The sequence below is a fragment of the Dysgonomonas sp. 511 genome, assembly GCF_010501105.1.
GTDB lineage: Bacteria > Bacteroidota > Bacteroidia > Bacteroidales > Dysgonomonadaceae > Dysgonomonas.
Genome location: NZ_QVMQ01000009.1, coordinates 81,732 through 95,262, shown reverse-complemented (window position 1 = coordinate 95,262; position 13,531 = coordinate 81,732). Strand labels below are relative to the sequence as shown.

The 13,531-nt window shown below is 41.4% G+C and carries 15 protein-coding genes; 10 read left to right on the top strand and 5 right to left on the bottom strand.

Going from position 1 to position 13,531, the window contains the following annotated elements; all coding sequences use genetic code 11:
* Positions 1 to 11: 11 nt before the first annotated feature.
* The 3 genes from D0T57_RS05455 to D0T57_RS05445 all read right to left on the bottom strand — a co-directional run bounded on the left by D0T57_RS05455 (position 12) and on the right by D0T57_RS05445 (position 2,547).
* A complete protein-coding gene (locus tag D0T57_RS05455) occupies positions 12 to 1,535 on the bottom strand; it encodes a S41 family peptidase (RefSeq protein WP_163271671.1) in 1,524 nt (507 codons plus the stop codon).
* 91 nt (positions 1,536 to 1,626) lie between these two features.
* A complete protein-coding gene (locus tag D0T57_RS05450; RefSeq protein WP_163271669.1) occupies positions 1,627 to 2,235 on the bottom strand; it encodes an L-threonylcarbamoyladenylate synthase in 609 nt (202 codons plus the stop codon).
* Positions 2,236 to 2,241: 6 nt separating this feature from the next.
* Positions 2,242 to 2,547: a hypothetical protein gene (locus D0T57_RS05445; protein ID WP_163271667.1), complete on the bottom strand. Its 306-nt coding sequence runs from the start codon at positions 2,545 to 2,547 to the stop codon at positions 2,242 to 2,244.
* Between the two features lie 15 nt (positions 2,548 to 2,562).
* Here D0T57_RS05445 and D0T57_RS05440 point away from each other — a divergent pair, with 15 nt between their 5' ends.
* From D0T57_RS05440 to ubiE, 4 genes are all read left to right on the top strand, one after another.
* Positions 2,563 to 3,402 carry a hypothetical protein gene (locus tag D0T57_RS05440; protein ID WP_163271665.1) on the top strand — a complete coding sequence of 280 codons (840 nt, stop codon included), beginning with the start codon at positions 2,563 to 2,565 and terminating at the stop codon, positions 3,400 to 3,402.
* A gap of 230 nt (positions 3,403 to 3,632) precedes the next feature.
* Complete coding sequence (locus D0T57_RS05435) at positions 3,633 to 4,580, top strand: phosphoribosylaminoimidazolesuccinocarboxamide synthase (RefSeq protein WP_163271663.1); 948 nt, start codon at positions 3,633 to 3,635, stop codon at positions 4,578 to 4,580.
* A gap of 35 nt (positions 4,581 to 4,615) precedes the next feature.
* Entirely contained in the window at positions 4,616 to 5,212 is a 597-nt protein-coding gene (locus tag D0T57_RS05430; protein WP_163271661.1) for a zeta toxin family protein, read from the top strand.
* Between the two features lies 1 nt (position 5,213).
* A complete protein-coding gene (ubiE, locus tag D0T57_RS05425) occupies positions 5,214 to 5,951 on the top strand; it encodes a bifunctional demethylmenaquinone methyltransferase/2-methoxy-6-polyprenyl-1,4-benzoquinol methylase UbiE (protein ID WP_163271659.1) in 738 nt (245 codons plus the stop codon).
* A 105-nt stretch (positions 5,952 to 6,056) separates the two neighbouring features.
* Here ubiE and D0T57_RS05420 read toward each other — a convergent pair whose 3' ends face one another.
* Positions 6,057 to 7,406 (bottom strand): DUF6056 family protein, encoded by a 1,350-nt coding sequence (locus tag D0T57_RS05420; RefSeq protein ID WP_163271657.1) that lies wholly within the window; start codon positions 7,404 to 7,406, stop codon positions 6,057 to 6,059.
* A gap of 443 nt (positions 7,407 to 7,849) precedes the next feature.
* Positions 7,850 to 9,172 (bottom strand): signal recognition particle protein, encoded by a 1,323-nt coding sequence (gene ffh, locus D0T57_RS05415; protein ID WP_163271655.1) that lies wholly within the window; start codon positions 9,170 to 9,172, stop codon positions 7,850 to 7,852.
* A gap of 605 nt (positions 9,173 to 9,777) precedes the next feature.
* On the opposite strand from ffh, the gene D0T57_RS05410 reads away from it, so the two are divergent.
* The 6 genes from D0T57_RS05410 to D0T57_RS05385 all read left to right on the top strand — a co-directional run bounded on the left by D0T57_RS05410 (position 9,778) and on the right by D0T57_RS05385 (position 13,349).
* Positions 9,778 to 10,311 (top strand): hypothetical protein, encoded by a 534-nt coding sequence (locus D0T57_RS05410; RefSeq protein WP_163271653.1) that lies wholly within the window; start codon positions 9,778 to 9,780, stop codon positions 10,309 to 10,311.
* A gap of 55 nt (positions 10,312 to 10,366) precedes the next feature.
* Positions 10,367 to 10,840: a hypothetical protein gene (locus D0T57_RS05405; protein WP_163271651.1), complete on the top strand. Its 474-nt coding sequence runs from the start codon at positions 10,367 to 10,369 to the stop codon at positions 10,838 to 10,840.
* A gap of 217 nt (positions 10,841 to 11,057) precedes the next feature.
* On the top strand, positions 11,058 to 11,432 hold the full coding sequence (locus tag D0T57_RS05400) for a carboxypeptidase-like regulatory domain-containing protein (RefSeq protein ID WP_163271649.1): 375 nt from the start codon (positions 11,058 to 11,060) through the stop codon (positions 11,430 to 11,432).
* A gap of 18 nt (positions 11,433 to 11,450) precedes the next feature.
* The gene (locus D0T57_RS05395) at positions 11,451 to 12,506 is read left to right on the top strand and encodes a TIGR04133 family radical SAM/SPASM protein (RefSeq protein WP_163271646.1); all 1,056 of its coding nucleotides are present in this window, start codon (positions 11,451 to 11,453) and stop codon (positions 12,504 to 12,506) included.
* Positions 12,507 to 12,591: 85 nt separating this feature from the next.
* Complete coding sequence (locus D0T57_RS05390) at positions 12,592 to 13,185, top strand: sugar O-acetyltransferase (RefSeq protein ID WP_163271644.1); 594 nt, start codon at positions 12,592 to 12,594, stop codon at positions 13,183 to 13,185.
* Between the two features lie 26 nt (positions 13,186 to 13,211).
* Complete coding sequence (locus D0T57_RS05385; protein ID WP_163271643.1) at positions 13,212 to 13,349, top strand: energy transducer TonB; 138 nt, start codon at positions 13,212 to 13,214, stop codon at positions 13,347 to 13,349.
* Positions 13,350 to 13,531: the final 182 nt, after the last annotated feature.

Genomic DNA, 13,531 nt, shown 5'->3' with positions numbered 1-13,531 from the left:
TCTCTAGCTTGTTAAAATTGTGAGTCTATTAATTGTTGGACTTTATTGTCGTTAATTACCATATCGTACGCTCCCGGTTTCAATCCGAAGGAAGATCCTATCTGCCGGGCAGGAGGTAGGGCGGCGGCCGACTTCAATGTTGCCGATTTTGCTTTTCCGGTTATCATGCTGAGGGCATAGGCGAGCAATGTTTCGTTTTCGTCGCCCAATGGCTTCAGCCCGTTTTCCATAATGCCGGCAAACTCGTTTACTAATGCGCCTTGCACTTGTTTGCCCGGCGTAAATCCTCCTCCGTATTCGGAATCATCGTCGCTGTTGTACGAGCGGGAGACAATCGGCTGAATGCCCCACTTATTACGGTTGTCGTTTTCGCGGTATAGTGTTACCGAACCTACATTCTTGCCATATGTAGTAGCGCCGATCAGCACCATTTTATCGCTCATGTAGGGGATAAGCCCGTTTATAATCAGTTCGCTGGCAGAAGCAGAGTTAGCACCTACCAATATATAAAGCTTATTGATTTTATCGCCAAAATTAGGGATACGGTCGGCAATGGTTACTTTTCCGCGCGAGTTTAGCATTTCGATATTGTCTTTGAAATAATCGTTTACAAAAGTATCATAGTCGCTTCCAAGCTCTTCTTTCGCATAAGCATCGAATACAGAGTTGTAGTCTTTGTAGAAGAAGACATTGCTTGTATTCCTGTTTGGCACAAGTGCGCTACCTATGTTTACAACGCACGAAACATATCCGCCGCCGTTGTAACGGAGGTCGAGGATAACATCTTTTACCCCTTCCGATTCGAACCGCGAGAAAATGCTGTTTATCTGCTTGTCGTAACTGTACGACCCGTCGCCATTGTCCATCGTAAACTGGTTGTACACAATGTAGCCGATAGGGGTGTTATAGCCTGCTATGTTGTAAGTACGGTCGAGGTAGATAGGATTTTCGGCATAAGTGCCTGTTGGTTCTACGGTGATTACCCCGTCGAAGTTGGGGCCTTCGAGCCGGTACGATGATTTGTTTTGATAGAGGGCTGCCGACCAGTTAGATTCGGTGAGGTCTACGCCATCTACTTTCCAGATTATATCGCCGCGTTTGAGCCCCGAGCTCTCAGCTTTCGTTCCTTTCTTGACATATACGACTACAAATTCGGCTTCCGAGCCTGTTTCCGCCCTCATATATGGAATATACTCAAACCCGATCTCCTTTGACGAAACCCCGCTGAGGGAGTTTAGCAAATCGACATAACTCTCCTGTATCCACGAAAAGCGGTCGCCATCGTAGGTACTGGTATTGTAAGCAAATTTCAGCTTTTCGAAGAAATTTTTTGGTGCTAGATTCTTATCGAGGCTTGCATACGAGGGCATCTTATCGCGCCAGTAATAATAGAAATCCATATTTTCGTAAACCCATTTGTTTACGTACTCGTTATTTGTATTACCACGTCCTCCGTCCGAATCTTTATCTTCGCAGGAATAAAGCAATACTAATAATATTGTCATTGATAATAAAAAGAACAATTTTGCTTTCATATGGATTGTTTTTAAGTTTGAAACAGTGATTTTTGATACCTTAAAATGACTATTTCAAAGATGTTTGCAAATATATGGATTAAATATACTTCTACAAAATTAATTCACCCTTGCCCTGACGCACTATTTCAGGCTCGCTGTCTGTGCAATCGACTATCGTAGAGGCTTCTATGCCGCCATATCCTCCGTCGATCACTATGTCTACCTGGCTTTCGTATTTTTCATATATCAGTTCGGGGTCGGTAGTATATTCTATTACTTCGTCGTCGTCTTTCACCGAGGTGGTCAGTACGGGATTGCCCAACACACGGACTATTTCGCGGATAATATTATTGTCGGGAATTCGGATCCCCACCGTTTTCTTGTTCTTGTATATCTTAGGCAGCGAAGAAGTAGTGGGCAGGATGAAGGTAAATGCTCCCGGCAGGTTTTTCTTCATCAGTTTGAAGGTGGCATTGTCTACTTTTGCATATTCGCTGATATTGCTCAGGTCGTAGCAGATGATCGACAGGTTGCTCTTTGCCGGATTTATATTTTTCATCTTGCAGATAGCTTCTACTGCACGTACGTTGAGGGCATCGCACCCAATGGCATATACCGTATCGGTGGGGTAGATAACAAGTCCGCCGTTTTGCAGCACTTCCACCACCTTATCCACCTCTTTGGGGTTGGGATTTTCTTCGTATAGTTTTACAAGCATATCGTACTAGTTTAGAATCTCAAATTTAGTGATTTTAATTTGTGCTTGTTGGATATTTGGTGTTTTTGTTTTGAGAAGCGGGTAAATTGTTGCCGGAATGGCTATGCCATTAATTACGTGGCAGTGAGGGGGGAAGTCAGAAAACAAAAAAGACAAAACAGTTACTAAGATTCTATCTGGTACTGCCAGCAATCCAGAAACTTTGCCAGCAGGTAAAGAGTAATATCGAGATTGTTGCTCTCTAAATGCACCCTTTTCTTCTTGTTGGCTATCGTTATTTCTATTAACTTGCCACTGGTTTTTAATATTCACCTGAAACAATAACTTATGAAACTCAAAACATTGATCTGTTTAGCTTTAACCGGCTCATCATTAGTTGCAAACGTATATTCTTGCAGTTTTCCGAAAGATGAGACAAAGCAGGCTTCCATCCGAAACAGTTATGTAAAAACAACCGACCTCAAAAAAGAAAACCTGAAGGGAAGTGTCAGCCGTGTAGAGGAAAAGGTGGTTTGGGAAAACCATATATATAATAGTACATACTCGTATAATGAGCAGGGCATGCTTCTTCGTTCCGACCAAGATGAATTGGGGACTGTTGTTTGCGAATACGACCACAAGGGCATGCTGGTGAAGAGAAGCATACAGCCGCTGGAAAAGGAAGATGGTTCTTTTTCCGAGATGGAGATTGATGGAAGATCTTTCTTTAGTCCGGCAATCCAAACATTCAGGTATGATGAAAACGATAGGCTGACCGAAAGCTATATCGGGGATGCAAAGACCTCTTATGGGTATTCGAATAAGGGGTTGTTGTCAAAAAGTGTAGACGAGTATAACAGTGTAATTTCATTTTTGTACGATGACAAGGGTAACCTCACAAAAGAATGGAGGGAAGAGGGATTGGAACGTCCCTACCGTTTGGTGAAATATGACGAAAACGAACAGGTTATATTCGAAATGAATCCCGAAGCACGGCTGCATTTCAAATACAATGACAAAGGGGACGTTATTCACATCGAATACTTTACCGCCTGGGACGAAGAAGGTACGGTATTGCTGTTCGAATACGAATACGACCACAATGGCAACTGGATAATCCGCAGGCGCACAAAGCCGGAAGGAGGGCTCGATAATGTGGCGGTGCGGAAGATAGAGTATTATGAGTGAGAAGGTGATGTGTTGTGTACATAGGCAGAATGTTAGAAATATGCTGGGAAAAGATAGGCTGTTTTATTAAATGAAAATTTTTACCATCGCGGGTAATTTTACTCTGTTTCGCCTCTATTTCATCAGATTTATAATCGGAAAATAGATGTTAATTGTATTTTAAGCAACTTTAGTGTAACTTTGGGTGTGCTTTTTTGTTATATAAACAAAACAAATAACAATATATAAAAATGAAGAATACTTTAGTAAGAACCGATTTCAATTTCGCAGGCCAGACAGATGTATATCACGGCAAAGTAAGGGATGTTTATTCCATTGGCGACGACCTGTTGCTGATGATAGCTTCCGACCGCATTTCGGCATTCGATGTTGTTCTGCCTCAGGGCATACCATACAAAGGACAAGTACTGAACCAGATTGCAGCAAAGTTTTTGGATGCTACAGCCGACATCGTTCCCAACTGGAAACTGGCTACTCCCGACCCTATGGTTACAGCAGGATTGCGTTGCGAACAATATAAAGTAGAAATGGTAATCCGCGGATATCTTACCGGAAGTGCATGGCGCGAATATAAGGCCGGAGCAAGAACTCTGTGCGGAGTGCCGCTGCCCGAAGGGATGAAAGAAAATGAAAAGTTCCCTACACCTATCATTACCCCTACCACAAAAGAAGACGTGGGGCACGACGAGAATATATCGAAAGAGGAAATAATATCGCAAGGGTTGGTGAGCAAGGAAGAATACGAGCAATTGGAAAAATATACCTACGCCTTGTTCCAACGCGGTACGGAGATGGCTGCGCAAAAGAACCTGATTCTTGTAGATACCAAATACGAGTTTGGTAAAAAAGACGGTAAAATCTACCTGATAGACGAAATACATACGCCCGATTCTTCGCGTTATTTCTATGCAGATACCTATCAGGAATTGTTCGAAAAAGGAGAAGAGCAACGCCAGCTATCGAAAGAGTTTGTGCGCAAATGGCTTATGGATAACGGATTTCAAGGGAAAGAAGGACAACAAGTACCCGAAATGACCGAGGAATATTGCAACAGCGTATCCGAACGTTATATCGAACTGTACGAGAAAATAGTGGGCGAAAAGTTTGTAAAAGCTGAGGCCGGCGACGTGTTGGCACGTATAGAGAAGAATATAAATGATTATCTGAAACTGAGATAAATACTGTTAACTGTTGACTGTTAACTGACATCAATATGCCGAATCTCTACATCATATCAGGGTGCAATGGTGCGGGAAAAACAACCGCATCGTATGCCATGTTCCCTAAAATGCTCGACTGTAAGGAATTTATCAATGCCGACGAGATAGCTAAAGGCTTGTCTCCATTCCAACCCGAATCGGTGTCGATAGAAGCCGGGCGCATTATGATTATGCGTATGAATGAAATGCTCCACCTACAGGAAGATTTTGCTGTGGAAACGACCTTGGCTACCAAGTCGTATGCCAACTTTATCAGGAGGGCACAAGAACAAGGCTATTTTGTGACACTGATCTATTTCTGGCTCGAATCGCCCGAACTGGCCATCCACAGGGTTGAGCAACGGGTACGTTTCGGTGGGCACTATGTTCCCGAAAATGTCGTGCGCCGCAGGTATTTCGCAGGTATGAAAAACCTGTTTTCCATGTTTGTGCCTATCTGCGATTATTGGCTGTTGGTAGACAATTCTACTGACCCGTTCCAGATGATAGCCGAGGGCAACAAGACTAAGGTGACTGAGATCTACGATGATGAATTATTCGAATATTTGAGATATTTCGGCAAAGAACCCACCTATTACGAGGAAGAATAATATGACATACAATGTAGAAAAGATAGTCCCTTATTCGGGCGATGAAAACAAAGGCGCACAAGTAGAGCGTATGTTCGATTCCATTGCCGAAAATTACGATACGCTGAACCGTACCATGTCAATAGGCTTCGATATAGGGTGGCGCAAGAAAGGGCTGTCTATGCTCAGCAAGCAAAATCCTCAAACGATACTTGATATAGCAACAGGCACGGGCGACCTGGCAATACAGGCATACGATACGCTAAAGCCTCAGTCTATTCTCGGTATCGACATATCGGAAGGCATGATGGATGTGGGCCGTCAGAAAGTAGAGAAGGCAGGGCTGTCGGAGTTTATATTCTTCGATAAACAGGACTGTATGGCTCTCGACTTGCCCGACGATTCGTTCGATGCCGCAATGGTAGCATTCGGCATACGCAATTTCGAAGACCTGGACAAGGGGCTGAAAGAGATTCTTCGGGTATTGAAACCGGGAGGACAACTGATGATACTCGAATTGTCTACTCCGCGCCATTTTCCCATGAAGCAGGGGTACTGGCTTTATTCACGCTTGTTCATTCCTACTATCGGGCGGTTGATATCGAAAGATAAAACAGCGTATTCCTATCTTCCGAAGTCGATAGAGGCATTTATACAAGGCAAGGATATGGTAGCCGCCTTGTTGAAAAACGGCTTCTCTGAGGCTTTTTATAAGACTTATACGATGGGGGTATGTTCGATGTATCTGGCGAGGAAGTAGAGGTTTCCTGATGCTCTATGATGCCTGGAGATATGTGAAACGGGGCGATGGGAGGAGAATAAAAAAAGGGTTGCTTTTGTAAACAACCCTTAACTTGTCTGCAAGTTATTCGTTACTATTGGATTCTATTCTTATAGAATTAATTCCTCTGTATTTTGCATATTGAGGGTTGGGATATTTTAGATGGTCATCACTAAAATCTTTAAACCATATATTTTTCATATTTTTTTCATACGGACTAGCTGGTACAATAATATCTAAATTCCCTTTTTTTATTTCTTCGTCTATCAGTAGCTCTCTATAATTAGCAAATTCGTTAATTTTTATCAAAGAACTAAATATAGTATAATATTTAAGGCAGAAAAGTAGAAAAAGAATACCAATAACACACACACTTATTCTTTTTATGCATATACTATAATTAAATAAAGAATTAAAAATTATACCTATAGCAATAATTGTAGTTATTACTGAGAAAAAGAAGGCAGAATGTTCAGGAAACATAGGTGAAAACAAAAGTGAAATATTTGAAATACAACCAAATGTAAAAAAGGAAATAGAAGAATATATTATTTTCCGATTTGTCTTTTTAGCATAAGCGTATAAAAGATATAATACATAAATCAAATAGAATAAATAAAGTTTAAATGAGTATATAGTATATAATGTAGCTTTTAGGTTATAAAATATACTATTTTTAGCACCAATTAATTCAGCCCTAACAAAATTTCCAGGAGCAAACATCATTAGCAATGCGCCAATAAAAAATGTAAATATTCCTAATATGGCCCATTTCGGAATTCTATTCTTATTTTTTATCTGATAAAAACAATACATAAAAATTACAGCAATTGTAGCACATACTGACGCTTCGTTAGTCCATCCAGCAATTAGACCTAATATAGGGAAAAATATATAGTAATATTTATTAGCAGATATAGGTTTAAAAAAGACGGATTTATAATAAGGATATAAAAATAGCAAAAGGATAAGCGTCCCCCATAAATAATTGGCACTACCTGTAGTCCAAAATATAACACATGATAGATATGGAGTAAAAATCCAAAGTAAAGCTATAATAAGAACTGTCAAATATATATTAAAAGGTTTATTCACATTACAATAGCGATATATTAATGCGACAAAGGCCGCAAAGGCCAAAGAGTTCAGAGAAATCCGCCAGAAAGCAGGTATGGCAAGAAGAACCTGGTCTATAACATGTACAACTGTCCGGCCTCCCCAGTTCATATAATGATTATATTGAGAGGTTATAATGTCTCCTATACTCGAAATCCGATGAGTTGAATACTCTGCTCCTCCAGGACCTTCTATAAAAACGCAAGAATATATCCAATCATCGCCATATAAAGGATAAAAATAATAAATAGCAAAAGCTGATAAGAATATCAGAATAAAGCTGATAACAGGAGGTGCAATTGTTAAATAATTTTTCATTTAGTATAGTTTTAAGGATTCATAGATAGAGATTAGGGAATACTTGTTTTGTAATGGAAAAAATCTGCCCACCAGATATAACGACTCCTTCCACCTGATTAGTAGAAAAAATGAAATACTTTGTTTTTGAGGAAAATTGTTTTACTTTTAGTGATAAAAAAGTAAAATATACCATATTGATATAAGTGGTATATGTATACAAAAAAAGCATATATAAATGATTATATATACTTATTTGAAAAGGGCAGGATTTGTCCTTATTTATTATTAGATTATGCTCTCTCTCTAGTAAAAACAAGCTAACCTCCAAATATTCAGAGGTAAAACACCCGTTTTCTATTGATCTATTTTTGCTAAATTTCATTATGTACTAACTCTTATAGAAAGAGGACTAATTACAAATTAAATAATTATTTTCTGTAATAAAAATCTTAAAGTAAATTTTACCTCCTCTTCATCTTCGGCATCTTACCACCCTTCATCTGCGTCATCATCTTCATCATCTTGCGGGTGTCGTCAAATTGCTTTATCAGCTTATTTACCTCCTGGATAGAAGTTCCGCTACCTTTGGCGATACGTTGGCGGCGGCTGCCATTCAATATTTCAGGGTTCGAACGCTCCTTTGGAGTCATAGAGTAGATGATAGCCTCAATACTTTTGAAAGCATCATCATCTATATCAAGGTCTTTAATTGCCTTGCCCACTCCTGGAATCATGGAAGCCAGTTCCTTGAGGTTACCCATCTTCTTTATCTGCTGTATCTGCCCGATAAAGTCGTTGAAGTCGAACTGGTTCTTGGCTATTTTCTTTTGCAGGCGGCGTGCTTCTTCTTCGTCGTATTGCTCTTGCGCCCTTTCCACGAGTGAAACGATATCACCCATGCCGAGGATACGGTCGGCCATACGTTCAGGATGGAAGACATCAATTGCCTCCATTTTCTCGCCTGTACCCACAAACTTGATAGGCTTGTCTACAACCGAGCGGATAGACAGTGCGGCACCACCACGGGTATCACCATCGAGCTTGGTAAGCACCACCCCATCAAAATTGAGACGGTCGTTAAATTCCTTGGCGGTGTTTACAGCATCCTGTCCCGTCATAGAATCTACCACAAACAATATTTCGTCAGGGTTGACAGCAGCTTTTATTGCAGCTATCTCCTTCATCATCTCCTCGTCTACGGCAAGGCGTCCGGCGGTATCGATAATGACAAGGTCGTTGCCATTTTGTTTCGCCTGCTTAATACCGTTTTGTGCAATCTGTACAGGATTCTTATTATCCTCTTCGAAATATACAGGAACATCGATCTGTGTACCCAGTATTTTCAACTGTTCGATAGCTGCAGGACGGTAAACGTCGCCTGCTACCAGCAACGGGTTTTTGCCTCTCTTCGACTTGAGCATCCTGGCAAGCTTACCCGAAAAGGTAGTCTTACCCGATCCTTGAAGACCCGACATCAGTATAATGGCAGGGCTACCTTTCAGGTTGATGTCTGTAGCCTGTCCGCCCATCAGGCCGGCAAGTTCGTCGTGTACTATTTTTACCATCAATTGCTCAGGCTTCACTGCTGTAAGCACATTCTGGCCCATCGCTTTTTCCTTGACGGTTTCGGTAAACTGCTTCGCTGTTTTATAGTTGACATCGGCGTCGAGCAATGCACGGCGTACGTCTTTGAGGGTTTCCGCAACGTTTATTTCGGTGATCTTACCTTCACCTTTCAGTATCTTAAACGAGCGTTCTAATCTGTTACTTAAACTTTCAAACATATTGTAAGGTTGTTATTATATTCAAAATACAGGAGCACAAAGATATAAACTTTTGGTAGAAAGTAGAAATAGCTTTTCTTATTTCTAGGCTAAATGCATGAAATTTATCTCAATTCAATTCTGGGCTTTGTGCAGGCGAATGATAATTGACTCCGTTGGTTTTTTCAATTCGTCACTACAGTACCAAAACAGTAATATCATTTTTCATGTGTTTACTCTGGTTTGTGCGGGTGTGGCTAATACTATTTTAAAAAAAATACTATTTTTGTAACGAACTCAATTTCTTTTGCCTATGAAATAAAAAGTATCAAGTAATTACATACATTTTAAAATATTAGAAAAAGCGTCTAGCTTTTATTCTGGTTCATGAAACTTCGACAATTTCAAGTCCGCCAAGAGTAAAGTGCTGATGCTCACGCTATATGGCGTGGGCTTTACTCATCTTATTTGGCGGAAAGGTAGTCGAAGACCTCATGAACAGATAATTTAGTATTGTCCGCGCTTTTTTATGTATGTATATCAACGAAAAAAGGACAGTGAGAACCAAATTTATAAAAATATTGCTCCGGAATACCGGCGTAATGGATAACCAAAACAAACAAATTATGAAAAAAATCATTTTACTAAGCCTATTGATACTATCTTTTTTCTCATGCTCGAGCGACGACGAATTGACTGGAAGAGTTACTTATAAAATAGTAAAACCGGAAAGTGTGGTCAGCCGTCCCGAAAATATAACTGTCGAATTTACCGATTTCTTCGATGTATCGGTAACATACAAAGATGCAAGCGGAAAAATGATCACAGAAAACCAAGTGACCCTGCCATGGGAAAAGTCGTTCACTGTAGTTGCCCCATATACGGCAAATGCAAAGATGTCGGTTTCGCTGAAAGCAGGCGTAACGCTTACCAATGAGGTGTGTAATCCGACAGGGAGCGACCTGTTGAGGTTGTATGTAGAATCGGAGGGCACAAAGATGAGCCCCAACAAGATCGGTTACGAAATCACAGGCTCGGGTACACTGTTGTCGAAGCCTGAGAATATAGAATACCTGATCAATAGGTTGCAAAGCAACTACTCGTTCGACTTCAACAGGGAAAACCTTGACTGGTGGAAAAAGGGATCGGGAGCAAACTAAAAATACGTTGCGATTGATTTGATATCCATAAAATTAAAAAGAAAAACATTGACGCATGACAAAAATTTGTAAACTGTTATTATCTGTATTGTCTGCCTGTATCCTGTCTGCCTGTTCAGGTTCATCATCTCCCGAAGATGTTGCCGTGGATACAGTGACCTATATATTTGAGGGGAAATTTGAAAAGGCAATTGAAAATGTACATATACCAAGCGATTTGAAAACAGAAGAAGAAATCAGAAATTTCAAACTGAGTGGTATGAAAGTAGTAATGGAAAACATGACTGACGATTATGGCTATTTTGCCCGGGTAAACAAGAAGATAAAAGAAAACGGAGGATTTAAGAAAGTGAAAGCGATACCTTACGACGACAGCCGTTTTGTTTACTATACCAACTGGTATGGAGACGATGATGAGGTAATAAAAGGCGCATTGGTAAAATTGGTCGTTGTATGCAAAAATGGAGAAGAAATAGAGATGGACACCCAATCGCTGAGGATGGATAACGGGAAGTGGAAGATTAAATAAATAGTTGGTAAATATCCTCCGGATGTTATGTGTAAACGGTTTCAATTTAGATAGTTGAAGCCGTTTACTATTTTATGCCACCTCTCTCCAAAAGAGGAAGCCGCAACGCCATGACGAGAGTGAAAGCAAAAGGCTTTTTGCCGGACTCTATCCCGCACATGAAAAAGATTCACCATTCTCATATATTTTCGTATATTTGAAAAAAATACAAAGCTATATGAAAACTCCTTTTTTCTCCCGCAAATGGGCTATGCGCCTTTTCAAAGGCTTTTCGCTTACGGCAGTTGCCTTTGCTTTTCAGGCATGTTACGGTGTGCCGCGCGATTATGGTTTAGATAGGTATATAGGAGGCAGGGTGGTCGATGCAGAAGGAAAGCCCCTGAAAGATGTTGTTGTGTGGCTTAACGACTCTATCCAATATACGCTAACCGACGAGCTAGGAGGCTTCTATATCTATACAAGGGCAAGAGGAGAGCATAAACTTTCGTTTACCGCACCCGGAAAGAATACTTCATACCTGAAAAAAGACACCTTGATACTTACCTCGACAGACTCTTCGAGCCTTGTCATCACTTTGGAAGAGAAAAAATAACAAGCCCCACCGTATTTTATGATACTCAAATCGCTAAAGCAAGCCGTCTTCCTGCGCCAAAGGGAAGCGACATACCGCAAGCATAGCCTTTTCTACCTGTTTTGGGAATGTACGCAGCGTTGCAACCTTTCGTGCCTGCATTGCGGTAGCGATTGTATTTCCGACAGCCGCCACAGGGATATGCCAAAGGAAGATTTTCTGAAAGTGCTGGACAATATCAACGAATATCCGCACGAGGAGACAACAGTGGTAATAACCGGTGGCGAGCCCCTGCTGAGGAAGGATCTCGAAGAATGTGGATACGCCATTCGCAAACGTGGGTTTCGCTGGGGAATGGTTACCAATGGTTATGCTTATACAAAGGAAAGGCATATATCGCTGCTCAACGCAGGTATGGGTTCTATCACCCTTAGCTTCGACGGGTTGGAGGATAACCACAACTGGCTGCGCAACAGCCCACGGAGCTTCGACAGGGCTTTGAATGCCTTGCAGCTTATCTCTTCTTACGGGCAATTGACATACGATGTAGTTACCTGCGTCAACAAGCGCAATATCCATCAACTGGAAGATATTTACCGCCTCTTGCTCAACAATGGTTGTTCTGCATGGAGACTGTTCACTATCACACCGATAGGTAGAGCGAAGGATAGTAATGAGATGCTGTTGGATGCCCCTGCGTTTACTTTCCTGATGGATTTTATAAAAGGGAAACGCTGCAAGGGAAAGATGGATGTAAAATTCAGCTGCGAAGGCTATGTGGGCAGGTACGAAGGAGATGTGCGCGACGGGTTTTTCTTTTGCCGCGCGGGTATCAATGTAGCCTCCGTTCTGATAGACGGCAGCATAGGCGCTTGCCCGAATGTAGACCGCAGCTTTGTACAGGGCAATATCTACGAAGATACATTCATGGATGTATGGAACAACCGCTATGATCCGTATCGCAACCGCGACTGGACAAGGGTAGGGCCGTGTGCTTCGTGCAATGAGTATAAGCTATGTAAGGGCAACGGTATGCACTATTGGACTGGCGACAGGCAAAATGTGCTGACCTGCCATCGTCGTATGATAGAATAGGGCGTATGTCATCGGCTTGATTAAAGTTTCTTATTTTTGATACTCTTTCTGGTTTGTGGGAGAGGAAAAATAAATTATATACCTAATGGCAAAAACAGAAAAAGAAAAAATGCTTGCCGGCGAATTTTACGAAGGAAGCGGCAAAGAGCTATCCGACCGCTGGCATCTGGCTAAAAAGCTGATGAAAGAGTACTACCTCGCCGATTCCTCCGATAGAGATTTGTTGGATAGCATACTCGACCGCCTGATTGGCTCGCGTGGCAAAAATGTATGGATATCAGCCCCTATCTATGTAGATTATGGCGAAAATATCCATATCGGTAACGACTGCGAGATAAATATGAACTGTACGTTTCTCGATTGCAACAAAATCACCATTGGCGACAATACCGGTATAGGGCCTAATGTGCAGATATATGCAGTCTCCCATCCCGTAAAACCCGGTGAACGCCTTTCGCACAACGAAGAAAACAACGGGTTTCCATCCTTCTGGAAAACTTATTCCGCGCCCGTCACCATCGGTTCGAATGTGTGGATAGGAGGAGGTGCGATCGTATTGGCAGGTGTTACCATTGGCGATGGCTCTACAGTAGCAGCGGGTAGTGTGGTTACGAAAGATGTACCGCCAAACTGCCTTGTGGCGGGTAATCCGGCGAAGGTGATAAAATATTTTGATTAATTACTTTCTTTTCGTCTATTGAAATTTTGCAAAGCGTTTCTTATGGCATCGACAAAGAAGCCAAAAGGATAGTAAGAACAATGCCTAAATGGAATCCGGGTATAAAAGACGGCGAGCCGGTAGATGTATGGTTTACCTTGCCGATAGTATTCCGATTGAAATAGAAAAACTTTATCTATATAGGCTCTCCCTCTCTAAAGGGAAGCCCCCTAATCCCCCTTGGGGGACTTATGAGCGAAGCTGCGCAAGGAGGAGGAAAAGTAACAGTGAAAAAGTGAAGAAAATGTGTTACAAGTGTTACTTTTTAGAGAGATACAAGATACCAGTAGACGAGTTAACGAGTTAG